Here is a 23,923-nt window from a genome sequence, read left to right as displayed (position 1 = left end):
GAACGTTGATGAAAGTTCTCGTAACCGTCAAGGAGGTTGCCGAGGTCGAAGAGGACTTCGAACTCGACGGCCTTCACGTCGCGGAACAGTTCCTCGAGTACGACCTCAACGAGTGGGACGAGTACGCGGTCGAAGAGGCGGTCCAACTCGCCGAGGAGAACGACGACATCGAAGTCGTCAGTGTGACCATCGGCCCGGAGCGGTCCGAAGAGACCATCCGGATGGCTCTCGCGAAAGGCGTCGACCGCGCCATCCGCGTGTGGGACGACGCGCTCGAAGACGTCGACCTGCTGGACGTGGGTGCGAAGACACGCCTGCTGTCGGCCGTCGTCGAAGCCGAAGAGCCTGACTTCGTCCTCACGGGCGTGCAGGCGAACGACGACAGTTTCGGTGCGACGGGTGTCTCGCTGGCGTCCGCAATCGACTTCGAGTGGGCCGCGGTCGTCAACGACCTCGACCTCGACCTCGAAGGCGACGTGGCGAACGTCCGCCGCGAACTCGAAGGCGGTGTCGAGGAACTCACGGAAGTCGACCTGCCGGCGGTTCTCAGCATCCAGACTGGTATCAACGAACCCCGATACGCCAGTCTGCGTGGGATTCGCCAGGCCCAGTCGAAGGAAATCAAGCCGATGTCGCTTTCGGACCTCGGTCTCGACGCGTCCGCCGTCGAGTCCGACCTCGAACTGACCGACATGTACGAACCAGAGACGGAGTCCGACGCCGTCTACTTCGACGGTGACGCCGGGGAGCAGGCCGCCGAACTTGCGACCGTCCTCCGCGAGAAGGGGGTGGGTGCCCAATGAGCGACGTTCTCGCAATCACCGAGCACCGCCGCGGCGAACTCCGCGACGTGTCGTTCGAACTCGTCACCGCCGGCAGCGACCTCGCCTCGCAGTCGGGCGGCGACCTGCACCTCGCGGTCATCGGCGGCGACGTGGACGCCTTCGCCGAGGAACTCTCGCTCGACGGCGTCGACACCATCCACACCGTCACCGAAGGCGACGAGTTCAACCACGACGTCTACGTGCAGGCCGTCACGGCGCTGTACGAGGAACTCGACCCGACGTACGTCCTGATGGGCAACACCGTCAACGGCCTCGACTACGCGCCCGCCGTCGCCGAGCAACTCGACCTCCCGCTCGTCACCGACGCAGTCGGACTGGAGAACGAGGGTGCCCTCACCGTCACGCGTGAGATGTACGCCTCGAAGGTCGAATCGACCGTCGAAGTCGACGCTGGCACGGCTGCCGTCACCATCCGCCCCGGTGAGTGGGACGTCGCGGAAACCGCTGGCGAACCCGCCGTCGAGGCCTTCGACATCGAAATCGACGACTCCCGCGTGCGCTCGCGTGTAACTGGATTCGAAGAGGTCGGCTCCGGCGACGTCGACATCGCGGATGCGGACGTGCTCGTCTCCGTCGGCCGCGGTATCGAGGAAGAAGAGAACATCGAACTCGTCCAGGAACTCGCCGACGCGCTCGATGCGACCCTGTCGTCTTCCCGCCCCATCGTCGACAACGGCTGGCTCCCGAAGGACCGGCAGGTCGGCCAGTCCGGCAAAGTCGTGACGCCGAAGTTCTACATCGCCGTCGGTATCTCCGGCGCGGTTCAGCACGTCGCCGGGATGAAGGGCGCCGAAAACATCGTCGCCATCAACACCGACCCCGACGCGCCAATCTTCGACATCGCCGACTACGGTATCGTCGGCGACCTGTTCGAAGTCGTTCCCGAACTCATCGAGCAGTTCGAATAGAGCGTTTGCACTGTGGACGGTCTGTGACCGTCCTCAGCAAAATCACGTCGTTCTTTTTCGGTCAGAAACCGACCGCCCACGGGAGTGTCCGCACACAGTTTCCGGAAATCCGGTACGTACTTCCCTACCCAACCCTACGAACCGACAATGGAATACCTGGAGCGCCGGGTCACGATGGTAAACGACCGCCTCGAAGAGGTCGTCTCGGCGGTCGAGCCGTCGGAACTCGCCGACCAACTGGACCACGTCGCTCTGGCGGGGGGCAAGCGCGTTCGCCCCGCCGTCACCATCCTCGCGTGCGAGGCCATCGGTGGTGCCCCCGAAGACGCCGTCGACTTCGCGGTCGGCATCGAACTCGTTCACAACGCCTCGCTCGTCATCGACGACATCATCGACCGCTCGGACATCCGCCGCGGGACGCCGAGCGCGTGGGCCGAGTACGGCTACGGACCGGCCATCACCGCCTCGGACGGCCTGCTCGGAGAGGCCTTCGCGCTCCTCTCGTCGAGTGACCGGGCCATGCAAATCGTCGCCGAGTCGATGGTCGAACTCGGCGAGGGAGAAGCGACTGAAATCGTCGCCATCCCGTCGAACGAAGCCGAATACATGGAGCTCGCCCGCCGGAAGACGGGCGCGCTCTTCCGCGCTGCGGCCGAGTTAGGTGCTGTCGCCGCCCACGCCGACGCGCACGTCGTGGAGGCCTTCGGCGACTACGCAGAACAGGTCGGCGTCGCCTTCCAGATTCGAGACGACGTGCTCGACGCGACTGCCGACGCGGAAGAGCTGGGCAAACCGACCGGACAGGACGCCGAGATGGGTCGCCCCTCGCTCGTCCAAGTGACTGACCTGACGCCCGAAGAAGCGAACAACCGGGCTCGGAATCGGGCCGACGCCGCGCTCCAAGCGCTCGAATCATCCGGCGTCGGCGACTCGGAATCGCTCGACTATCTCCGCGACCTTGCGGAGTTCGTCGTCGTCCGCGAGCGGTAGTTGGCACGCTTCCGTAGACAGTAGTCGGGACTCGTTTTTCATATCGACGGCTCGGTTGTGGTGAAAACAGCTACCAGTCGGCGGCTCAGTCGTGGGTGACAGAGGTGGGTTGGTCACCCTCGGGAGCCGTCGGATAGCGGGATTCAGCCACTGCGAAAGTGAGCGTACTCAGCACACCGAGGAGCGTACCGACCGTGAGTGCGACGGCGAGACCGGGCAGTTCGAACGTCTGCACGCCAGCGGTTCCGGCAGGGATGAAGAACCCGGAGAGTGCGTAGAGGACGATAGCGATAGCACTCACGTAGAACGGCGCGTTGAGATAGCGCCACTTGAACCGCTCGTGGAGGTACTCGTCTGTCACTTGCCCGAGACTGCTCGTGATGCCGGCGGCGGCGAACCACTCGACAGCGCCGTGGACGAGCGCTGCGAGGATGAGTCCCGGCGCGGGATCGCCACCGACGGAGTCCGTGACGGTTTGGAGCAGTTCGATGCCACGGACGCCGCCGACGACGAGGAGAGCGGCGGCAGCGACGTAGGTGATGATGGTCACTCGACCGGCGTAGAGGACGTTGCGGGCGCGGTCGGCCGCCTCGTCGACGGCGGACTCCAGTCCGAGACCCCGGAAGAGCGTGTACAGTCCGAGCAGAGCAGAGATGAGACCGAGGACGACAGCACCCGGAACGTCGAAGAAACTCGCGATAGTGACGAAGGGGTAGATGAGAAGCAGGATGCCGAGCGGGACGAGAATGGTCCCGCGGGTCTCGGGGTCGGCGAGGACCTGCTTCATCGTGTAGTACATCGATTCGAGGTTCTGAGCCTGTCTGACGACCACGCGGCGAACCCCGTCGATGGGGACGCGAGACCGGATGACCGGCAGGACAGACTCGTCCTGTGCGCCGTCAGAGATGACGATGGCGTGGATGGGTTCGCCGGTCGAGAGGCTCGCGAGCACGGTGTCTATCTCCTCGCCGATGGCGCGGTTCGCCTTCACGTCGCTTCCCTCTAATCCGGTGACTGCGGCGACTTCGACCTCCTCGTCTTCCTCTTCGAGGAGTTCGTCGTGGACGCGAATCCCCTGAAACAGGACGTTCACGTCCGAGTCCTCGGGGTCGGCGGTAGCGAGCGCGACCGCCGCGTCCTCGACGTTCTGTCGACCGACGACGGGCGTATCGAGACCCGTCTTGCGGCCGAGGTCGTCGTCGAGGTCGACACAGAGGACCAAGAGCATTGGTGGCACCTATGCCGTGGGGATATATCTGTTTTCGGGGGACCGTCCGACGACGGCGGGGGTCAGTCGTCGGCCGCGGCCGTCGTCGTCTCGACGCGCCGGTCGAGGAAGTCCGCGAGCAGTTCGAACATCCGAATCTTCTGGTCGATGTCCGACGAGGCGTGGCCTTCCGCACCGAGTTCCTCGTATTCGTAGTCGACGCCCTCTTCGTAGCCGTGGTCGTCGAGCGCGTGGCGGAACAAGCGCGCTTGCGAGACGGGGACCCGCCGGTCGTTGACGCCGTGGACCATGAACATCGGCGCATCGACGTTCTCGACGTGCGTTATCGGCGAGCGCTCGGTGTACAGGTCGGGATTTTCGTCGGGGGAACCGAGGTTGACGTCCATCAGTTCGGTTCGGAAGTGCGGCATCGTGGTCTCGTACATCTCCCGGAGGTCGGTGAGGCCAATCCACGCGATGCTCGCGGCGTACAGGTCGGGGTACTGCACCGCCTGCCAGTACGCCGAGTAGCCACCGTAGGAGCCACCGAAGACGACGACGCGGTCCTCGTCTATCCAGTCGTGGGTTTCGAGGACGTGTTCGACCGCTGTGGCGACGTCACCTTGTTCCGCGCCGCCCCAGTCGTCGTAGATTTGTTCGACGAACTCGCGGCCGCGACCGGTCGAGCCGCGGTAGTTGACCTGTAGGACGGAGAAGCCACACTGGACGAGGAACTGCGTGTAGAGGTCGAACGACTTGCTGTCCTGCGCTCGGGGGCCACCGTGCGGGTTCACGATAAGCGGCGACGGGCGAACACCGGAGTCGTAGAACAGCGCGCCAATCTCCAGTTCGTCGTAGGAGTCGTGTTCGACGGCCTTCGCAGGCGTCTCCGGCACGCCGTCGGACTCGAAGCGGAAGTACTCGGCGTCCGCGAAGTCGTCGGTGGAGAAGTCGCCGTGGTCGGCTTCCAGAAGCGTCTCGGCCGCGTCGGTTTCGAGGTCGTACGCCAGCAGTTCGTTCCGAGTCGTCGGCGTCGTGTGCGAGACCAGCACGCGATTGTCCGAGAGGCAGTGGTCGCTCGTCCGCCCGAAGACGGAGACACCCTCCGGGAGGTCGAACTCGTTGGCCGTTCCCGATTCGATGTCGTAGACAACCGGGACGGTCGCAGCGCGGCGTGTTCGGGTTGCGAGAAGTTTCGTTCCGTCGGCGAGGAACGCGATGGGGACCTCTTCGTAGTCGCCGTCTCCGACCCACGTCACCTCGTCGGTCGCGAGGTCGTAGACGCCGCAGCGATTCAGGTCGGGCGTGTTGTCCGAGACGAGGAGTCGGTCGCCTTCCGGGCCCCAATCGACGGGCATTGCCTCAGCGCCTGTCTCACCGATATCGAGGTTTCGCGGGTTCGACCCGTCGATGTCGGCGACGTACACGTCGTAGTTGGTGTCGTCGTCGGATTCGTTCGTCCCGTAGGCGATGCGGTCGCAGTCGGGCGAGAGAATCGCGCCCCACACTGCTCGGTCGTAGTCGGTGAGTTTCGTCGTCTCGTCGGCCGAGAGGTCGTGTCGGTAGAGATTCATCTGCCCGTCTCGCGACGACCCGACGAGGAGGGTCTCGACGTCGGACCCCACGTCGGAGAGCGTGACTTGCCCGTCCATCTCGACGACGGGTTCTGCGGTTCCCGAACGGTCGATAGCGTAGATGTCGTTTTGCTCGTCGCCGTCGTCGTCGAGGTGGAAGAACACGCGGTCGCCGTCGGCACCCCACACGACGGGCCAGCGGGCGTTTCGCGGGACTTCGCCGTCGCTCCACTGCTCGATAGTACCGGTTTCGACGTCGAGGACGTGCAGTTCGTTGCGCCCGGTGACGTCGTAGTAGAAGGCGACTTTGTCACCAGTCGGTGACGCAGTGGGATGGATGGCTGTTGGGAGACTCGCCAACCGTTCCAAGACGGATGTGTCAGCATCTTCTGTCATTATCCCAATTCATTTTCGGGGAGGACTTAATCTAATCCATGTGTGGTCCGAGTCGACACACCACTCGAAAACGGGGTGAATGGACAGAGTCCACTCGAACCGCGTTTCGCACGGTTTTTGCACGTGGGACGAATATCGTGTGTTCAACGAATGATCTCGAAGGGCTGCGAGCAGTGCGCCATGGGAGGAAAGATGGTGCTGTTCGTCTACGGGTACTGCGACCAGCGTGATTGTTTCTATTGCCCGCTCGGCGAGAACCGCAAGAACGTCACGGACGTGTACGCCAACGAGCGGAAGGTCGAATCTGATTCGGACGTCATCGAGGAGGCAAAGCGCATGGACGCGCTCGGGTCGTCTATCACCGGCGGCGAACCACAGGAAGCACTCGACAAGACCTGTCACTACATCTCGCTTCTGAAAGACGAGTTCGGCGAGGACCACCACATCCACCTCTATACGGGCATCACCGGCGGTCGGGAGAACATGCGCCGTCTCGCCGAAGCCGGACTCGACGAGATTCGCTTCCACCCGCCGCTCGAACTCTGGGGCGACATGCACGGCACCGAGTGGGAAGACATCCTCTACATCGCCCGTGAAGAAGGCCTGACTCCCGCCTTCGAGATTCCGGGTATCCGCGCGGAAACGGAGTTCCTCGACTTCCTCGACGAGGGCGCAGCGGAGTTCTGCAACGTCAACGAGTTCGAGATGTCCGACGGGAACTACCGCCGGATGCAACAGGAAGGCTACGAACTCCAAGAGGGCCACATGTCCGCAGTCGACGGCTCGAAGCAGGCCATCCTCGACGAGATGGGCGACCACGAGCGCGTCTACTTCTGTACCTCCGTGTTCAAAGACGCCGCCCAGCACAGAAACCGACTCAAGCGGATGGCGAAGAACCTCCGTCGCCCCTTCGACGAAGTGACCGAAGACGGCACCCTCGTCTACGGAAAGACCTACACCCCGGCCGAGAAGTTCGCCGAACTCGGCGTCCCCGAGGAGTTCTACACGGTCAAGACGAACCACGTTGAGGTCGCGTGGTGGCTGCTCGAAGAGATGATAGAAGACGGCGACGTCGACGACGGCGAAATCGTCGAGCAGTACCCGACCTTCGACGGGACGGTCGTCGAGCGGACCCCTCTGGCCTGAATTTTCAGTCGGATTTGTCTCTCACAGGTCGTCCACTACAAATTCTCCCTCGCAGGTCGTCCACAGGATGGACTGTCACCGCTCACGCGTGAGCGCGACGAACAGACTCGGCGCGAGTGCGAACGCCGCACCCGACGCGAGCGCCGAGACGAGGGGCAGTCGAGAGACGACAGCGACACCGACGATACCGATGCCGAGTAGTCCGCCGGCCGCGATGGCGAGGCGCTGGTGTTTCCGCGGCAGTCGATACCCGCGAGTGTCCGCGTAGAGCGCACCGGAGAGCGTGACGAGGAATCCAATAGCAGCCGCGAGCGCCCCTGTGACGGGGGCCGAGACGACGAACAACGCCCCCAAGAGACTCGTCACGGCGAGCGTCTGCGCGGGAGACAAGGGGTTGACGCCCGCACCGTACCGAACCGCGTACGCGACAGGTGGAAGCGCAACGAGCGTCGCGGCGAAGAGTCCGGCCACGAAGTCAGAGAGGGGGCGTTCGAAGAGCGCGGCAGCGAGCGTCACGCCGGCCAAGACGACACCGACCGCGAGGACGTATTTCGACGGAATCGCCTCGCTCGGGTCCTCGGACCGAACGATGCCAAAGGCAGCAAACGGATAGCAGACGACGACGCCGGTAAGAAGCGGACGGAACAACTCGCCGGTGAGGACGGCACCGGAGACGGTCGCCGAAAGTCCGAGAAAGATGCCGATGAGGAGGGCGAACTCGGGGACGCGCTCGGTCATGTCGCGGGGTTGGCGCGAAGGGCTGAAAGGCTTTCGGGGGCGGGATAACGCCGGCAGAGGCGGTTTCAGCAACCCCAGGACTACCCGCAAGCGTTTAGAGTGCCCCTAGTGTACCTCCCCACATGTCGGACTGTCCACTGGCGGACGACTGCCCCAGCTTCTCCGAGCGAATCAACGGGATGGGGTGTCAATACTACGGCGACCGCGGCGGCGCGGAGTGGTGTGACCACTACGAGCGGCCCATCTACGAACTGAAGCAGCAACCAGTCAGACCCGGTGAGGAAGTCGTCGTTACCGTCGAGGACATCCACGAGAGTGGTGCTGGCGTCGGTCGAACCGAAGACGGCTTCATCGTCTTCGTGGACGGACTCCTCCCCGACGCTCGGGCTATCGTCCGAATCGACCAAGTCAAGGGAAGCCACGCTCGCGCGAAGAAAATCGTCGAGCGACTGCCGCTGGACCCCGACGAGGGCGAGGACGCGGCAGATTCGACGGCCGCGGCTGACGAGGCCGATTCTGGCGACGCCGACTCGGACGACGAAGACGAGACGCGCACGATGCCGAAGCGACCGGAAGCACTCGGCAGCCGAGACAACTTCTGGGGCGAGTAACACCGACCCGGAAGCGACTGCAGTGGACAGACAGCCTGCTGTATCTTTTTGACCCCTCCGACCGACCCCGACGTATGAGCGACGGACGCGACGACGAGACGGTCCCGGATGTCGACGAACTCCTCGACCGGGCGGGGTTCGACCCCGAAGCGAGCGTCCTCACCCGCCGACAGGCCGAGGTGCTGGCACTTCGTGAGCAGGGCGTTCGACAATCGACTATCGCCGAGTTCCTCGGCACCTCTCGGGCGAACGTCTCCAGCATCGAGTCCAGCGCGCGGAGCAACGTCGAGAAGGCCCGCGAGACGGTCACGTTCGTCGACGCGCTCACCGCGCCGGTCCGCATCGAAGTCGCGGCCGGGAGCGACCTCTACGACGTGCCGAAACGCGTCTACGACGCTTGCGACGACGCGGGCGTGAAAGTGAACCACACCGCGCCGGACCTGATGAAAATCGTCTCCGACGCCGCAGGCGACGCCGTCGAGGGGCGAGAGGTCAAAGAGACGCTCTTTGTCGGCGTCACCAGCGACGGACGAGTTCGCGTCAGAAAGCACGCCGAGACGGTCTAACGAACACGGCCTCGCTGACGCGTTCCCGCACCATTCTGCTCCAACACGCACGTTTTTGCGGCGGCCGTTCGTCCCCTCGGCTATGAATCTCGGAATCGCAGGAGACACAGTCATCGTGACGGCGAGTTCCGCGGGTCTCGGCCGAGGGAGTGCCGAAGCGCTGGCCGACGAGGGTGCGAACGTTGTCATCTGCGGCCGCGACACCGAGCGCCTCGAATCGACCGAGCGCGAGCTATCAGAGCTCGATGGGTCGGTCGTCGGCGTCGAAACAGACATCACGAGCAAGGAGGACATCGACGCGCTCGTCGAGGCGGCCGTCGAGGAGTTCGGTGGGGTCGACCACGTCGTCACCTCGGCTGGGGGCGTCCCACCGGGTAAATTCACCGACGTGACGGAGGCAGAGTGGTACGGCGCGTTCGACATGCTCGTCATGAGCGCCGTTTGGACGGTCAAGGCGGCCCGGCCACACCTCGAAGCCAGCGACGCCGGAACAATCACCTGCATCACGTCCACGACGGTCAGAGAAGTCGCCGACGACCTCATCCTCTCGAACGCGGTTCGTCGCGGCGTCATCGGTCTCGTGAAGTCGCTGTCGCGGGAACTCGCTCCGAGCGTTCGCGTGAACGCCGTTCTCCCCGCCGCACACGAGACGAGTCGTATCGAAGAGTTAGTCGAGGCCGGCGTCGAGCGCGGCGACCACGACACCTACGAAGCGGGCTTGCAATCGTGGGCCGACGACATCCCGCTCGGGAGAATCGGCGACCCGCGCGAACTCGGTGACGTGGTCGCGTTCCTCGCCAGCGACCGGGCGAGTTTCGTCACGGGCGCGTGCGTGCCCGTCGATGGTGGACGACTCGCGAGCGACTAAGCCCGTTCTTTCTCACGCGACCGGTCTTCGATATCTTCGAGCGTCTCCGTTTCGAGAAGTACCTCCAGTTTTCGGTCGAACTGCTCGTCTGTGAGTTCGCCGCGAGCGTATCGGTCACGGAGCGTTTGCAATGCGTCACGGTCCGAGCCGGTCTGCGCCGCAGTCGAGTGGGTAGACTGCTCGGACAGCGAGTCCTCCCGTTCGGGAAGGTCATCCTCGGTCTCCTCGTCGGTCCCAAAGAGCATGTCTGTGATTGGGATGACGACCACGTACCCGAGAAGAAGCGCGCCGAGCCACCAGTCCTGACTGGTCAGCAGTGCGGTAAGCCACACCCCGGTGACGAGTACCGAGACGATTTCGGTGGCGTTCTGCCGGAGGCGGGTGAGCGGTGAGGTGGACATACGGTGCGTGACAGAACCTGTGACTGTAATACTACCTGATACCTTCGACGGCGAAGAACGCGACGGTTAGAACTCGCCGTCGTCCTGCAACTGCGAGACGACTTCTCGGACGCGTTGCGCCTCGTCTTTCGGGACGACGAGAACTCGGTCGTCCCACGCGACCACCGCGAGGTCGGAGACGCCGACGAGCGAGACGTTCGCCCCATCGGTGGCCACGACGTTGTCGGCGGCATCGACAACTATCGGGTCGTCGCCGAGTGCGACGTTTCCATCTTCGTCGGCGTCGAGGACGCGAGCGAGTGCGTCCCACGCGCCCACGTCGTCCCACTCGAACTCGACGGGGACGACCGCGGCGTCCTCGGCGCGTTCCATCACCGCGTAGTCGATGCTGAGTGGCTCTACCGCGTCGAATCCGGCTTCGACCGCTCCGGCATCGAGACCGTCGACGAGGGGGGCAAGCGGCGAGTCGCGGGCGGCCGCGAGGAGCGCGTCGGGCGTCCACGCGAACATCCCGGCGTTCCAGAGATAGCCCTGTTCGACGTACCGCTCGGCGGTGTCGGCGTCGGGTTTCTCGTGAAAAGTCGCGAGGGCGGCGTAGTCGCCGTGGAACGCGCCGGGTTCGATGTAGCCGTAGCCGGTGTCGGGACGGGTGGGTTCGACACCGAAGGCGACGAGGGAGTCGGTCTCGGCGGCGACGCGAGCGCCGCGAGCCATCGCCTCGGAGAAGCCGTCGCCGACGTGGTGGTCGCTCGGGAGGACGACCACGACGGGGTCGTCGTACAGCTCGGCGATTCGGTGGGTCGCGTAGACGAGCGCCGGGCCGGTGTCCTTTGCGGCGGGTTCGACGACGACCTCTGCGTCGGGTGCGTGGTCGGCGATGTCGTCGGCGAACTCCGGGCGCGTGGAGACGACGACGTGGTCTGCGAAGTCGGCGCGGGAGACGGTCGCCGAGAGGAGCGACTGGTCGCCACCGAGCGGGAGGAACTGCTTGGGACGGTCGCTTCGACTGGCAGGATAGAGCCGAGTGCCGGTTCCACCGGCGAGGACGAGTGCGACGAGCGGGCGGTCCATATCGGCAGGTCGAGACGTAGGGTAAAAATCCTACCACGTCCCGGAGCGAGACAATCCGGTCAGGTCTCGGCGCACATCACCCTACCACGTCTCGACGATGCCTTCGCGAACGTCTTCGACACAGCCCTGACAGTCGGGATGGTCGGGGTCGAAGCAGGCGGGGCGGCCCTTCGCGTCGATGGCCACAGCGCGGCGTTCCGCGTGTCGCCGACAGACGATTTTCGCGCGTCCCTCGGCGTCTTTCGGAAGGGAGTCCACAGCGTCGGACGACGATCGACCGTCGCTGTAGGCGCGTTTGACCTCCTCGTAGCGCTTACCAGCGGTTCGAGCAGCGCTTCGGATGATGCTTTCGAGGCGGTCGTCCATGGAACACGGTGCGTGCCCCGGGCGTATCAATTCCTCGCTCGTCTGCGTTCGACACTGGAGTTTAAATCGGACGCATTACCGGCCCTACGGATAGCAGTATTCACTTTCACTCCGCCCTATGCAACTTTTTATATGAATACGCATCCAACCTGCGTATGCCTCCCAATGGAAACCAAGGTGGAGGCGAGGTAAACCATGACTGATCTGCGAACCCATGCAGCAGAGATAGCTGAACAGTTTTCGGACCATCTAGACGTGTCCGTCGACGACGTCGAAGAGCGACTGGAGAGTCTCGTCAACGAGTACCGCGTCCCTGTCGACGAAGCACGGCGGAGTGTCGTCAACAGCTACCTCGACGAGGCCGACATCGACCGCGACGAACTCGGCGGCGGTGCCGGCGGCAACGAGGAGACGCTCCTCAATGACATCGACGAGGACGAACAGTGGGTCGACGTGCGCGCGAAGGTCGTCGAACTCTGGGAACCCCGGAGCGAGGCCATCGCACAGGTCGGCTTGCTCGGCGACGACTCCGGGCGGATGAAGTTCGTCTCCTTCACCACGTCGGAACTCCCCGAACTCGAAGAAGGCAAATCGTACGCCCTCGGCAACGTCGTCACCGACGAGTACCAGGGCAACTTCTCCGTGAAGCTCAACCGAACGACGAGCATCACGGAACTCGACGAGGATATCGAAGTCGGCGACGACTCGACGAGCGTCGAGGGGGCGCTGGTGGACATCCAGTCCGGAAGCGGTCTCATCAAGCGCTGTCCCGAAGAGGGCTGTACGCGCGTCCTTCAGAACGGTCGCTGTTCCGAACACGGCAACGTCGAAGGCGAATTCGACCTTCGCATCAAGGCCGTACTCGACGACGGCAACGAGGTCCACGAGGTCATCTTCAACCGCGAGATGACCGAGGAACTGACGGGTATCGAGCTGGATGAAGCGAAGCAGATGGCCATGGACGCCCTCGACACCACCATCGTCGAAGAGGAGATGCGAGACGACCTCGTCGGCGTCTACTACCGGGTCACGGGGCCGACCCTCGGCCGCTACGTTCTCGCGAACGAGGTCGAACGGCTCTCTGAACCCGCGGACGTCGAAGAACTGCTGATTAAAGCGAGGTCGATGTAGATGAGTTCCAACGAGATTCCAACCCGAGAAGTTGCCCGGCGCGTCTTCGCACAGGAGTTCAACGACGCCGGTTACACGTTCAAAGAGTCCGACGACGAGCGCGCACCCGTCTATCTCCTTCTCCCGACGGGCGAGCGTGCCAACCGCGTCTTCCTCGTCGGCACCCTCACCGAGAAAGACGACGTGGGCGAGGACAACGAGTACTGGCGAGGTCGCATCGTCGACCCGACGGGGACGTTCTTCGTCTACGCCGGGCAGTACCAGCCCGAGGCCGCAAGCGCACTGCGCGACCTCGAACCTCCGGCCTACGTCGCCGTCGTCGGCAAGCCGCGGACCTACGAGACGGACGATGGCTCGATTAACGTCTCCGTCCGTCCCGAGTCCATCACGGAAGTCGATGCCGCGACGCGCGACCGCTGGGTCTCCGAGACGGCGACGCGAACGCTCGAACGTATCGAATCGTTCGACGACGAAGGCAACGAGTACGCCCTGATGGCGGGCGAGAACTACGACCTGCCCGTCGACGAGTACAAGCAGGCTTCGATTGCCGCACTGGAGAGCCTCGAAGGCTCCGACGAACTGGAATAACGGCCACGCGAACACCACATCATTTTCGACGGGAATCGGCGCTTGCTCTCTCGTCTGACGAAATCTTAAGTGGCCAGACTACAGACCGACGAGTATCATGGGCAACAAGAACAAGACCATCTCGTTTCGCGTCAACGAAGACGCGTTCGAGACCCTTCGGGAGATAGCCGAAGAGCGGGACATCTCCCTGTCCGCCGTTTTCCGCGACTACGTGGACACGTTAGTTGCCCACGACGGTCAGGTGGAAGTCGTCCCGGAACACGAACTCGACCGGCTGCGCGAGGGCGACGAGACACACGAGTCGTTCCCGCCGACCGTCGAAGTGCCGAAGAGTTTCATCCGCGAGCACGAGCGCCTCGAACTGGAGGCCGAACACCTCCGCGAGCAGCTCGAAGAACACAAAGGCTACGTGAACTACCTTCGGGAGCAACTGGAAAACGACACCGGCGAAGTCGAGGAAGTCATCCAACTCGAAGACCTCGACGCGTCGGGTGACGAACCGCCGTTCAAACTCGGCTGAGAATCGGTTCGGAAAGCGGCGACTTAGCGCGGGCCGACCAAGTCTTTCTTCGCGCGCCGCGCTTCGTCGAGCATCTCTCTGTCTCCTTCCACGTCGGCGAGCGCTTCGACCGATTCGAGCGTCCGCACCGAGTTGTCGAGGAACGAGAGCACGTCGCCGGGATAGGCGTACACCATGTACTCGTCGCTCATCACGTCCACAATAGCGTCGGGGCCGAGCCCCTGCGCGCGCAGTTCGAGGAGGTAGTTGATGAACTTGCGTTCGGGATATCCGGTGTAGATGTCGTCGGAGTTCTCGCAGTCGAGGAAGTCCTGCGCGAAGTCCAACAGGCGGTCACGGGTCGCGTCGTCGACTTTCGAGAGCCCCTCGCCCGAGTAGAGGATTTCGAGCGTCGCACCGCTAAAGACGCGCTTTGGGATGTTCGTATCCAGTTGCGAGACGATTTGGCGGTGGTTCTTGAGATAGATTTTGTCCGTGATAGCCACGCGTAGGCGTCCCTTTGGCCGTGACGAGCAAAAGATTCCCGGTGGAGAGTGTGCGGGTCTGAGTCGCACTGCCCCCGAGTCGTAACGTATTTTAGTCGTAGCGGATTACAGATGGTTGCAGCGTGTCCGGGTTGGGGTAGTGGACTATCCTTCAGCCTTGTGGAGGCTGAGACGCGGGTTCAATTCTCGCACCTGGACCTCTTCTTCAAATTTCGACCGGTGAGCGCCGCGTAGCGTGCGCGAACCTGTTCTCGAAATTTGATGTGAGGTGTAACTGCAAAATTGAACCAGGGAGGTCGCGCACAGCGAACGAAGTGAGCGAGCACGTCCGACCGAGGTTCACGCGAGCGAAGCGAGCGTGAGGACGTGAACGTCCACTGTACCAAACGCGACGTGAGACCGACTCGACCGGTGAGCGTCGTGTCTACTCGGTCGTCACTGTCGTATCTGTGTGGACCATCGTCGCCCGATGGGTGCCCGACCCGACTTGGAAGTGAATCGTGTGGTCGCCCGGTTCGTACTCGTCGCCGAGTTGTGCTTCGAGGTCGAGGCGGCCGCTCGTCGACCCGTCACCGAAGTGGACGTGCTGTGCGTCGCTCGGAATAACGTCGCCGACCGGGACGGGGTCGGTGTCGATAATCGCGTGGAGGTGTCCGGCGTTGGACGAAATGCCTTCGCTAGATGGTTCGATAGTGTACTTCTCGGCGGTGATGTCCCACTCGACAACGCTCCCATCGACACTCGTATCGAGGCTGAGACTCGCGTCGTCGCTGACTGTGACCTCGACAGTCTCGACCAAATCCATCGCCTTGTGTTTGCCATCACCGACTTGGAGGTGGAGCGTGTAGTCACCCGGTTCGAGTTCGAGGACACCATCTGTCTGCCCGCTTCCGTAGTGGATATGCGAGTCGTCGCTGGGGATGACTTCGCCCGGTGTCACGGGGTCGGTGTCGACGATGACGTGATAGTGACCAGCGCCCTTCGAGACCGCCCCCGACTGCTCGATGGTGACCCCGTCCGCGGTGGCGTTCCACTGCACTGACGTACTGGTGAGTTCCGACCCCGCCGACGGCACCTCGAACGTGATGCTGGCGTCGGAGCCGACGCCATTCCTGTACGCGTCGGATTCGGCAGTCGTGGACGTATCCGATTCAGCAGTCGTGGTTGGCTCTCCGGACTCGGTCGACGTCTCTCGTCTCTCCGTCGTCGTCGCGTCGGTTTCAGTCTCGTCACCCGCTGTTCGGTCTCCAGTACAACCAGCGAGGCCGACAGCGACGGCACTCGAAATCGTTCCGACGAACGCCCGTCTCGAAAAATCACTGTCATCAGACATGTCTCGGGATTTTCGTTCAGGGTTTCTAACGATAACGTTCTATCCCGGTTATTTGCACAAAATGGCTGGAAATTCCAAATTTGTAGTTTGAATGTGTGTCATATCGGAGAATAAGTCTGACATAACGGTGAGGAAGCTGTCGAATGGCGTAGTCAGTGAGGCCAGCCACGTGAACGACCTCCTGCCAACCTGTCCAATTTTTCACGACAGACGAACATGGTCCCATCAATGAGCGCATCGAACGGTGAACGGGAACTCCTCAATCTCACCCTCGAGGTCTGGCATCCCGACTGCTGGGGGATTATCTCCACAGACGAAGCGGGGAGTGGCCTCATCGGTCACGGTGCGGCGGTCGACGACACCTCGGCGTACGAGCGGTGTACGATTTACGGCGACTCGCGCGAGCACGTGACGCAGGCAATCGAAGTCGCACACGACGTCTCGTTTATCAACCACATCGAGCCGATCGGCACGGCCGCGAGCGAAGGGGCACTCGCGTCGCCAATCGGCCACGCCGCACAGGACGTGTTCATCGAATACGACGTGGACGAAGGAATCGGCTCGGCGTTCCTGACGCGTGGCGTGCTCGTCGATAGCTCCTATCGAATCGAAGACGGCGTCGAGACGTGGAACCTGCTCGCGCACACGTCGCGGTCGTCGCTCGGGCGACTGCTCGACGAGATTCGGGAGGACCGCGACGCGGAGATTTCGGTCACGAAAATCGCCCCGGCGTCCGAGCCAGTGCGCCCGCCGTCGGTGGGAGAGCCGACGTTGCTCACCCCGCGACAACGCGAGGCGGTGAGCACCGCAAAGCGGTACGGCTACTACAACTGGCCGCGAGAGGTATCGGCACAGGAGTTGGCCGACGAACTCGGCGTCTCGAAGGCGACGTTTCTCGAACACCTCCGCAAGGCGGAGGCGAAACTCATCGGAAACCAGTAGGCGAGCGGAGATTTTTCAGGAGTTCTGGGCGGCCCTTCTATGGAAGGGTCTCGCTGATAGGGTGGCGTTCGCTCTCGAAATATATGCCAGAGAGTGCGAATGCGAACACCAGCGACGAACCGCGAACGATTGGTATCCTCGGCGGCATGAGCGGCAAATCGACCGTCGAGTACTACCGCCTCATCGACGACGCGGTCAACGAACGCTACGGCGGCCACCACGCCGGCGACATCCTGATTCGGAGCGTCAACTTCGCCGACATCGAGGGATTCATCGCCAGCGAGCAGTGGGGCGAAGCGGGGTCGTACCTCGCCGATGCCGCACAGGACCTCGAAGCGGGCGGTGCCGACTTCGTCATCATGGCCACCAACACGATGCACAAAGTCGCACCGGACATCACCGACGCGCTCTCGATTCCGTTCGTTCACATCGTGGACGCGGCCGCCGACGCGATTCTGGACGCTGGAATCGACACCGTCGGCGTGCTCGGAACGTCGGTGACGATGGAAGACGCGTTCTACCGGGAGCGCTTCGCACAGCACGGCATCGACATCGTCGTGCCCGACGAAGCCGACCGCGAGGACGTAGACCGCATCGTCTTCGAGGAGTTGACCAAAGGCGAGATTCGAGACGCGTCTCGCGACCGCTACCTCGAAGTCGTCGACGACCTCGTCGAACAGGGCGCAGAGGGCGTCGTCCTCGGCTGTACGGAAATCGAGCAACTCATCGACCAAGCAGACCGCCCCGAGACACCGTTTTTCGACACGACCGCGCTCCACGTCGAGCGGGCCGTCGAAGAGAGTCTCAGCGCTGGCGTCGAAGCGAAGTGACGGCACTCAGGTCGGCGGTGTGCTGGACCTAAGCCGGAGTATCGGGAGCGTCGGACCCCAAAAATGAGGCAGTCAGACCTCGACTGCCAGTCCGCGGATGTCGCTCGCGGACAGTTCGGTGCCGTGTGTGTTCATCGCATGTTCCTTGACGAACTCTACGAGTTCGTCCTCGTTCTCTGATTGGACCTGGAAGTCACAATCGTAGCCCGCCTCTCGGCAGACGATTCGCTTGGTCATCTCTGTGTCACCACCCCGATGGTGTGTGACAATACGGCACGGCGTGGATTAATCGTTGCGTGTCAGTGCGCCGCGGTTGCAAGGAGAGCGAACTCCGCTTGAAACGAGTACGGCTTTCTCTCCACACGGCAATCGTCACTCATGCACGTCGCCATCCTCACCGTCGGCAACGAACTCCTCGCGGGCGACATCGAGAACACGAACGCGACGTGGCTCGCCCGACGGCTGACCGAAGAAGGGGCGACAGTAGCGCGCATCCAGACGGTTCCGGACGACCACGACGTCATCGCTGGGGTTGTCTCGGAGTGGAGCGCGTCGTTCGATGCGGTCGTCGTGACCGGTGGTCTCGGCGGCACGCCCGACGACATCACCATGGAGGCTGTCGCCGCCGGGCTCGGTCGTGAGTTCGTACTTGTCGACGACGCGGCCGAGCGGGTCGAAGCGACTATCGACGCAATTCTCGAACGACGGCCAGACATCGACTTCGACCTCGACGTGGCGTGGTACGCCTCGATGCCCGAGGGAGCCGAAGTGCTCCCGAACGACGAGGGACTCGCACCCGGATGCCGAGCGGGGAACGTCTACGTGCTGCCGGGTATCCCCACCGAGATGAAGCCGATGTTCGAAACGATTGCAGAGCGGTTCGCTGGTGAGAGGGCCTCGCGCGAGGTCTACGCCGACGCACCGGAAGGTGCCGTCGCCCGCGAACTCGGTGCCGTGGCGACCAACTTCGGCGTGGACGTCGGGAGCTATCCCAACCGAGGCGGCCCGACGCGAATCAAACTCAGCGGTGCTGACCCGGTCGTCCTCGACGACGCGATGGCGTGGTTCCGTGAGAAGACGACCGTGAACCTCTACGAGAGTGAGCGTGCGGTCGAAGACGCACGGGAGGAAAGTGAATGAATGAGTGAGTGAGTGAGTGAATGAATGAGTGAGTGAGTGAGTGAATGAATGAGTGAGTGAGTGAGTGAATGAATGAGTGAGTGAGTGAGTGAATAAGTGAGTGAGTGAGTGAGTGAATAAGTGAGTGAGTGAGCGAGTAGGAGAGTAGTGAATTGTCGAGTGAGTGCTTAGCGGAGCTGGGCTAAGCTAGCCTCGTTGAGCGGCATCGCGTCGAGCGACCCGCGACTGCGGATGATGTTGAAGGCGGTCACGAGGTCAGACCGGGAGACGAGACCCACGAGGTCCCCCTGCTCGTCGACGACCGGGAGTCGACCCACGCCGCGTTCCTGCATGAGGGCAATCGCGTCCATCGCGTCCGCGTCGGGACCGATGGTGGCGAGTTCGTCACTCATGATATCGTCGACGCGGTAGGCGTCGCGTTCGACTTCTTTGACGCTGCGGGCGTCGTCGAGCGTGACCATGCCGACGAGGTCACCGTTTCGGAGGACGGGATAGCCCGTGTGGCGTTCGACGAACATGCGTTCGAGGAGTTCTGCGACGGACGTCTGTTCTTCGACCACGTCGAGGTCCTCGCTTCCGGTCATGATGTCGCGGACGACGACATCCTGAAACGTCGCTTTGAGGACGGTCTGTTGGGCCTCACCCGACGCGCCCATGTAGATGAAGAAGGCGAGCGCGACGAGAAAGAGGTTGAAGAACAGCCCGAAGATTCCGAGGAGGAAGGCGAACACCTTCCCGACTTCGGCGGCCATCTGGGTCGCCTTCGCGTGGGGGCGGGTCCGGGCGAGCAGTGCGCGAAGGACGCGCCCACCGTCCATCGGGAACCCCGGGAGCATGTTGAAGATAGCCAGTGAGACGTTCATCAGCGCGAGGTATCCGAAGACGAACAGCGCCGGGCCCTGCGACTCGGGAAGGGCGAGAAAGCCGACGTACGAAACGACGCCGATAGCGACGGAGACGAGCGGGCCAGCAACGGCGATGGTGAACTCCTGTTTCCAGTCTTCGGGTATCTCCTTGAAGCGAGCGACACCACCGAAGAGCCACAGCGTAATCGACTCGATTTCGTAGCCGTAGCGCATGGCGACGAGCGAGTGGCCGAACTCGTGGAGTAAGACACCGGCGAACAGTCCGATAGCGGCGGCAGAGCCGAGTATCCACTGCATCGACCCGGTCGTGAGGACCTCGCCGTCGATGGCGGTCCCGAAGAGGTCGTTGATGACGAGCGTGAGGTTCGCCACGTCGGACCCGATGAGCCACGCGAAAAGCGGGAGGACCAAGAGGAAGGTGAGGTCGAGCCGAATCGGGATACCGAAGGCGCTACCAATGCGGATTCCTCGCATACCCGTACTTACCATGGGAAGGTCTTAAGTCGTCAGGCTGGAGGCACGGGGGAAGGCTTACGCGGCCCGGCGATACACGGAGAGATATGAGCGATTCCCGACCCGACCCAGTGGTCAAGCGCGGCGACGACATCGAGTACGAGGCTGTCAGTGCCGCCGAGGGGATGCACAAGGGCGTGCTCATCTCCGACGACGACGACGCACCACACTTTGCAATCCGCCGGTTCGTCCTCGAACCCGGCGCGTCGGTACCGAACCACACCAACGAGGTCGAACACGAACAGTACGTCCTCTCTGGGACCTACACCGTCGGCATCGGTGACGAGGAGTACGACGTCGAAGCGGGCGACTCGCTTCTCATCCCGGCAGGCGTCCCCCACTGGTATCGAAACGACTCCGACGAGGAAGGGTCGTTCATCTGTGCGGTTCCGAATGGCGACGACGCTATCGAACTCGTCGACGACGAGTAAGCGCTCACCTTCCATCTCATCCCGGTCTCTTGTTTTCCCGAACTCCGTATGTGACTGCCTACTGCGGATGCTATGTCGTCGCTAACAGTTAGAGTAGTGTGTTAGTCATACACAATGAGTTGTCAGGTGTTTTGTAACAAAGAATCGGCGTCACGGAGTGTCAGCAAGAAGCGCAGTCAGTGTGCTTCGGGCGCTGGGGAACCCTGTGTGGGGGACACGCGGCGTCAAAGAACCAAATCATGCAACGAAGAACATACCTCAAGACGCTTGCAGGAGTGGGTGTAGTCGGTGCGGTCGGTGTGGGTGCCCTGTCAGGAAACGCCGCGGCGATGAACGTCAATATCGGTGCTGGAGACGTCAACGTGGGGACGAACGACGAGGGCGAAGTCGATGCAGTCACCATCGACCCCAAATTCAGAGTCGAGTGGCGGAACTTCGACCAGACGGTCGCCAAGATATTCTACCTCGTCGAAGCGGCACTCGAAGACGAGGACGGCCGAACACCGTACGAAGGCGGCTATCTGGGAGACGGGTTCTCTCCAGTGTTCCGTGCGACACCTTGGATAAACGCCAGTTCCCCGACGGGTGTCTCCGAGAGTGCACCGGGCACGACCGGACACTACGAACTCACGGTCCCCCTCTCGCAGGCCCTCTCTAACGATTCGCGTGTCTCGAACGCTGATACGTCCCGTCCTGTGCCGCGACCGTTGGACGTGTTCAACAAAGCGGGGCGCCCGGACTACGAGAGTGTCGCAGACGGTGATTATCCCGCCGGGTCGCAAGCAAGCTATCTCGACGGGACCAGTATGGGACCGGCGAGTGACGCCGAGTCGATGCTGGTCGACGGCCAAGGCCTCCCGCTCGTCAACAACTTCCCCGGTGCCAACGCCGGTTACTACGGGGCTGCTGGCGACGTTTCGCAGTTCCGAGATACGACCGAAGACGAACAGAAAAAAGAGACGAGAGTCTTCCTGCGGTACACGTTCGAACTACAGCGACCGAACGGAGACCCATCGACCGGTGCATTCAGTGGGTTCGGAATTCCCGCAGCGGACTTCGACAGCGGCAACAGTCGAATCGTCTATCCGAGCGGAGAACTGGGGAACTACGACTTCGAAGGCAACGGCTACACCGCCTCCGGCCTCTCGTACGCAACCCTCCAGAACTTTGCCGACCAGCACGTCGGCATCACCGTCGCCACGACCGATTTCACTGTCAAAGTCGGCAACGAAACGTCAGAAGTCGGTGTCACGGGGACCAGCGGAACTGGTGCCGAAGCGCCGAGTCCATAGTCTCTTCTCCCTTTTCGAAGCGAACTGCTCAAATAACGCGAGAACGCACCAACGGGTGTGTCTCAACAGGTCACCCGCGTCGATACGCTGTTTCTCCACCAGACAGGTGACGACTATCTCGTCGTCGTCCGTCGGGATGGAAAGCGGGTGCTCCGCGGAAAACTCGAACTGAAGCAGACGAACGCGGGGCCCCGACCGCTTCGCTTCCTCGTGGTCCAGAAGGGTGCCGAAGAGCCGCGCGACCCCAGCCAGTTTGTCGAACTCGCTCGCTCGGCCTCGCGCATCCGCATCTCGCAGCAGACCCCCAGTGCGGGCCGCGAGAAACTCAAAGCGATGCTCGAAGGGTACCAACTCGAAGCCCTCGTCGTTCGGACCTGTCGCCGCTGTGCGATAAACGGGCGCTACTCGCCTATCACCGACGACACGGCAATCAAGGCCGAACACGAGGATATCTGCCGCGACTGCGCGGTGCAGGAACTCGAACAGGAACTCTCGTATAGTGGCGGCCTCACCCGTGCTGCGCAGGACCGCCTCGAAGAACTCCTCTACGAGACCCAAGACCTGACGCGCATCACGAACCTCCTGCAGGGCGAACTCGACCCCGACCTGACGAAGTTCGACACTATCAGCGCGACCACCGAGGACGTCGACCTCGTCGACACGGCCGACCTCGACGTCCACCCCAACCTGAAGTCGATGCTGACAGACCGGTTCGAAACCCTACTTCCGGTCCAGAGCCTCGCCGTCTCGAACGGGGTGCTCGACGGCGACGACCAACTGGTCGTGAGTGCGACGGCGACGGGGAAAACCCTCATCGGTGAACTCGCCGGTATCGACCGGATGCTGAAGGGGAAAGGAAAGATGCTCTTTCTCGTCCCGCTCGTCGCGCTCGCCAACCAGAAACACGAGGACTTCAAGGAGCGCTACGGCCACCTCGGTAAGGTCACCATCCGCGTCGGTGCGAGTCGCATCAACGACGACGGCAACCGATTCGACCCGAACGCCGACGTCATCGTCGGGACCTACGAGGGTATCGACCACGCGCTCCGAACGGGCAAGGACCTCGGCGACATCGGCACTGTCGTCATCGACGAGGTCCACACGCTCAAGGAAGAAGAGCGAGGCCACCGCCTCGACGGAATGATTTCGCGGCTCAAGCACTACTGCGAGTCGCGAGCGAGTCGGAGCGACGACTACGGCGGCGCGCAGTGGATTTACCTCTCTGCGACCGTCGGCAACCCGAACTGGTTGTCTCAGACCCTCCGGGCGAAACTCATCGAGTACGAAGACCGGCCGGTCCCCATCGAACGCCACGTCACATTCGCCGACGGGCAGGAGAAAACCAGAATCGAAAACCGCCTCGTGAAACGGGCGTTCGACACCAAGTCGTCGAAAGGCTACCGCGGCCAGACGATTATCTTCACCAACTCGCGGCGTCGCTGTCACGAGATTTCGCGAAAGATGGAGTACAACGCCGCGCCGTATCACGCGGGGTTGGACTACAAGCGCCGCAAGCGCGTCGAGCGACAGTTCGCCGACCAAGACCTCGCCGCCGTCGTGACGACCGCAGCACTCGCCGCGGGTGTCGACTTCCCGGCGTCGCAAGTCATCTTCGACACGCTCGCGATGGGTATCGAGTGGCTCTCTGTCCAAGAGTTCAGTCAGATGCTCGGCCGTGCAGGTCGCCCCGACTACCACGACAAAGGGACCGTCTACCTCCTCGTCGAACCCGACACGAGCTATCACAACACGATGGAGATGACCGAAGACGAGGTCGCGTTCAAGCTTCTAAAAGGCGAGATGGAAGAGGTTCGAACCGTCTACGACGAATCCGCCGCCGTCGAAGAGACGCTGGCGAACATCGTCGTCGCAGGCAAGAAAGCGAAGGCGCTCAACGACCGAATGCTCGGCGAGGTGCCGACGACGCACGCCGTCGGAAAGCTCATCGAATGGGAATTCATCGACGGGCTCGAACCGACGCCGCTCGGCCGGGCGATTACCAGACAGTTCCTCTCGCCCAGCGACGCGTTCCGCATCCTCGACGGGATTCGGAACGACCTCTCTCCGTACGACATCGTCGCCGACCTCGAACTGGCCGACGAAGGGCGGTAACTTCGGACACCGGTAGTCAGCCAAGAGAGAGGTTCCGAATCCCGCACCCTTTT

Annotated in this window: 26 protein-coding genes and 1 tRNA gene; 17 read left to right on the top strand and 10 right to left on the bottom strand. The window is 62.7% G+C overall.

The genetic code is table 11. The annotated features are described in order from the left end of the window. The first annotated feature begins 8 nt into the window (after window positions 1-8). From KU306_RS06250 to KU306_RS06240, 3 genes are all read left to right on the top strand, one after another. Window positions 9-803, top strand: a complete 795-nt coding sequence (locus KU306_RS06250; protein ID WP_007544452.1) for an electron transfer flavoprotein subunit beta/FixA family protein — start codon at window positions 9-11, stop codon at window positions 801-803. Beyond that, on the top strand, window positions 800-1,753 hold the full coding sequence (locus KU306_RS06245; protein ID WP_258303196.1) for an electron transfer flavoprotein subunit alpha/FixB family protein: 954 nt from the start codon (window positions 800-802) through the stop codon (window positions 1,751-1,753). Before KU306_RS06250 ends, KU306_RS06245 begins: the two co-directional genes overlap by 4 nt. Before the next feature lie 147 nt (window positions 1,754-1,900). Then, a complete protein-coding gene (locus KU306_RS06240; protein ID WP_007544449.1) occupies window positions 1,901-2,743 on the top strand; it encodes a polyprenyl synthetase family protein in 843 nt (280 codons plus the stop codon). A gap of 85 nt (window positions 2,744-2,828) precedes the next feature. On the opposite strand, the gene KU306_RS06235 is transcribed toward KU306_RS06240, so the two are convergent. Both KU306_RS06235 and KU306_RS06230 read right to left on the bottom strand, forming a co-directional pair. After that, a complete protein-coding gene (locus KU306_RS06235) occupies window positions 2,829-3,971 on the bottom strand; it encodes a DUF373 family protein (RefSeq protein ID WP_007544448.1) in 1,143 nt (380 codons plus the stop codon). Window positions 3,972-4,033: 62 nt separating this feature from the next. Further along, window positions 4,034-5,920, bottom strand: a complete 1,887-nt coding sequence (locus tag KU306_RS06230; protein WP_258303195.1) for a S9 family peptidase — start codon at window positions 5,918-5,920, stop codon at window positions 4,034-4,036. 150 nt (window positions 5,921-6,070) lie between these two features. On the opposite strand from KU306_RS06230, the gene KU306_RS06225 reads away from it, so the two are divergent. Continuing rightward, window positions 6,071-7,066, top strand: coding sequence for a radical SAM protein (locus tag KU306_RS06225; protein ID WP_049918851.1), 996 nt, complete (start codon window positions 6,071-6,073; stop codon window positions 7,064-7,066). A 75-nt stretch (window positions 7,067-7,141) separates the two neighbouring features. Here KU306_RS06225 and KU306_RS06220 read toward each other — a convergent pair whose 3' ends face one another. Continuing rightward, window positions 7,142-7,804, bottom strand: coding sequence for a hypothetical protein (locus KU306_RS06220; protein ID WP_007544445.1), 663 nt, complete (start codon window positions 7,802-7,804; stop codon window positions 7,142-7,144). Between the two features lie 122 nt (window positions 7,805-7,926). Between KU306_RS06220 and KU306_RS06215 the strand changes: the two genes are divergently transcribed. From KU306_RS06215 to KU306_RS06205, 3 genes are all read left to right on the top strand, one after another. Further along, window positions 7,927-8,415, top strand: a complete 489-nt coding sequence (locus KU306_RS06215; RefSeq protein WP_258303194.1) for a TRAM domain-containing protein — start codon at window positions 7,927-7,929, stop codon at window positions 8,413-8,415. A 74-nt stretch (window positions 8,416-8,489) separates the two neighbouring features. After that, window positions 8,490-8,981, top strand: coding sequence for a Tfx family DNA-binding protein (locus KU306_RS06210; protein ID WP_007544443.1), 492 nt, complete (start codon window positions 8,490-8,492; stop codon window positions 8,979-8,981). An 82-nt stretch (window positions 8,982-9,063) separates the two neighbouring features. Further along, a complete protein-coding gene (locus tag KU306_RS06205; RefSeq protein WP_258303193.1) occupies window positions 9,064-9,849 on the top strand; it encodes an SDR family oxidoreductase in 786 nt (261 codons plus the stop codon). Here the strand turns inward: KU306_RS06205 and KU306_RS06200 are convergent. From KU306_RS06200 to KU306_RS06190, 3 genes are all read right to left on the bottom strand, one after another. Then, complete coding sequence (locus tag KU306_RS06200) at window positions 9,846-10,250, bottom strand: SHOCT domain-containing protein (protein ID WP_007544439.1); 405 nt, start codon at window positions 10,248-10,250, stop codon at window positions 9,846-9,848. The two genes, KU306_RS06205 and KU306_RS06200, sit on opposite strands and share 4 nt — an antisense overlap. Before the next feature lie 66 nt (window positions 10,251-10,316). Then, window positions 10,317-11,321, bottom strand: coding sequence for a mannose-1-phosphate guanylyltransferase (locus tag KU306_RS06195; protein ID WP_258303192.1), 1,005 nt, complete (start codon window positions 11,319-11,321; stop codon window positions 10,317-10,319). 81 nt (window positions 11,322-11,402) lie between these two features. After that, complete coding sequence (locus tag KU306_RS06190; protein WP_007544435.1) at window positions 11,403-11,687, bottom strand: DUF7091 family protein; 285 nt, start codon at window positions 11,685-11,687, stop codon at window positions 11,403-11,405. Between the two features lie 195 nt (window positions 11,688-11,882). Here KU306_RS06190 and KU306_RS06185 point away from each other — a divergent pair, with 195 nt between their 5' ends. From KU306_RS06185 to KU306_RS06175, 3 genes are all read left to right on the top strand, one after another. Further along, window positions 11,883-12,818: a hypothetical protein gene (locus tag KU306_RS06185; protein WP_007544433.1), complete on the top strand. Its 936-nt coding sequence runs from the start codon at window positions 11,883-11,885 to the stop codon at window positions 12,816-12,818. Next, a complete protein-coding gene (locus KU306_RS06180; protein WP_007544431.1) occupies window positions 12,819-13,406 on the top strand; it encodes an RPA family protein in 588 nt (195 codons plus the stop codon). A 97-nt stretch (window positions 13,407-13,503) separates the two neighbouring features. Further along, window positions 13,504-13,926, top strand: a complete 423-nt coding sequence (locus KU306_RS06175) for a DUF8146 domain-containing protein (RefSeq protein WP_007544429.1) — start codon at window positions 13,504-13,506, stop codon at window positions 13,924-13,926. Between the two features lie 23 nt (window positions 13,927-13,949). Here the strand turns inward: KU306_RS06175 and KU306_RS06170 are convergent, their stop codons facing one another. Next, window positions 13,950-14,411, bottom strand: a complete 462-nt coding sequence (locus tag KU306_RS06170; RefSeq protein WP_007544426.1) for a DUF5814 domain-containing protein — start codon at window positions 14,409-14,411, stop codon at window positions 13,950-13,952. A 125-nt stretch (window positions 14,412-14,536) separates the two neighbouring features. On the opposite strand from KU306_RS06170, the gene KU306_RS06165 reads away from it, so the two are divergent. After that, a tRNA-His gene (locus KU306_RS06165) sits at window positions 14,537-14,609 on the top strand. Between the two features lie 226 nt (window positions 14,610-14,835). Here the strand turns inward: KU306_RS06165 and KU306_RS06160 are convergent. After that, complete coding sequence (locus tag KU306_RS06160; RefSeq protein ID WP_258303191.1) at window positions 14,836-15,744, bottom strand: DUF4399 domain-containing protein; 909 nt, start codon at window positions 15,742-15,744, stop codon at window positions 14,836-14,838. 228 nt (window positions 15,745-15,972) lie between these two features. Here KU306_RS06160 and KU306_RS06155 point away from each other — a divergent pair, with 228 nt between their 5' ends. Then, window positions 15,973-16,686, top strand: coding sequence for a helix-turn-helix domain-containing protein (locus KU306_RS06155; protein WP_007544423.1), 714 nt, complete (start codon window positions 15,973-15,975; stop codon window positions 16,684-16,686). An 83-nt stretch (window positions 16,687-16,769) separates the two neighbouring features. Next, window positions 16,770-17,516 carry an aspartate/glutamate racemase family protein gene (locus KU306_RS06150; RefSeq protein WP_007544421.1) on the top strand — a complete coding sequence of 249 codons (747 nt, stop codon included), beginning with the start codon at window positions 16,770-16,772 and terminating at the stop codon, window positions 17,514-17,516. Window positions 17,517-17,588: 72 nt separating this feature from the next. Here KU306_RS06150 and KU306_RS06145 read toward each other — a convergent pair whose 3' ends face one another. Then, window positions 17,589-17,753, bottom strand: a complete 165-nt coding sequence (locus tag KU306_RS06145; protein ID WP_007544419.1) for a DUF1059 domain-containing protein — start codon at window positions 17,751-17,753, stop codon at window positions 17,589-17,591. Between the two features lie 141 nt (window positions 17,754-17,894). Here KU306_RS06145 and KU306_RS06140 point away from each other — a divergent pair, with 141 nt between their 5' ends. After that, window positions 17,895-18,656 carry a competence/damage-inducible protein A gene (locus tag KU306_RS06140; protein ID WP_258303190.1) on the top strand — a complete coding sequence of 254 codons (762 nt, stop codon included), beginning with the start codon at window positions 17,895-17,897 and terminating at the stop codon, window positions 18,654-18,656. 167 nt (window positions 18,657-18,823) lie between these two features. Here KU306_RS06140 and KU306_RS06135 read toward each other — a convergent pair whose 3' ends face one another. Further along, window positions 18,824-19,996: a M50 family metallopeptidase gene (locus KU306_RS06135; RefSeq protein ID WP_007544417.1), complete on the bottom strand. Its 1,173-nt coding sequence runs from the start codon at window positions 19,994-19,996 to the stop codon at window positions 18,824-18,826. 86 nt (window positions 19,997-20,082) lie between these two features. On the opposite strand from KU306_RS06135, the gene KU306_RS06130 reads away from it, so the two are divergent. The 3 genes from KU306_RS06130 (at window position 20,083) to KU306_RS06120 (ending at window position 23,870) form a co-directional block, all read left to right on the top strand. Further along, on the top strand, window positions 20,083-20,466 hold the full coding sequence (locus tag KU306_RS06130; RefSeq protein ID WP_007544416.1) for a cupin domain-containing protein: 384 nt from the start codon (window positions 20,083-20,085) through the stop codon (window positions 20,464-20,466). A gap of 239 nt (window positions 20,467-20,705) precedes the next feature. After that, window positions 20,706-21,758, top strand: coding sequence for a hypothetical protein (locus KU306_RS06125; protein WP_049918850.1), 1,053 nt, complete (start codon window positions 20,706-20,708; stop codon window positions 21,756-21,758). A 57-nt stretch (window positions 21,759-21,815) separates the two neighbouring features. Next, a complete protein-coding gene (locus KU306_RS06120) occupies window positions 21,816-23,870 on the top strand; it encodes a DEAD/DEAH box helicase (protein WP_258303189.1) in 2,055 nt (684 codons plus the stop codon). The last annotated feature ends 53 nt before the right edge of the window (window positions 23,871-23,923 follow it).

This window comes from Haloferax larsenii, assembly GCF_024730625.1.
Classification (GTDB): domain Archaea; phylum Halobacteriota; class Halobacteria; order Halobacteriales; family Haloferacaceae; genus Haloferax; species Haloferax larsenii.
Note: the sequence above shows the minus strand (reverse complement) of the source record. Positions and strands in the feature narration are given on the sequence as shown.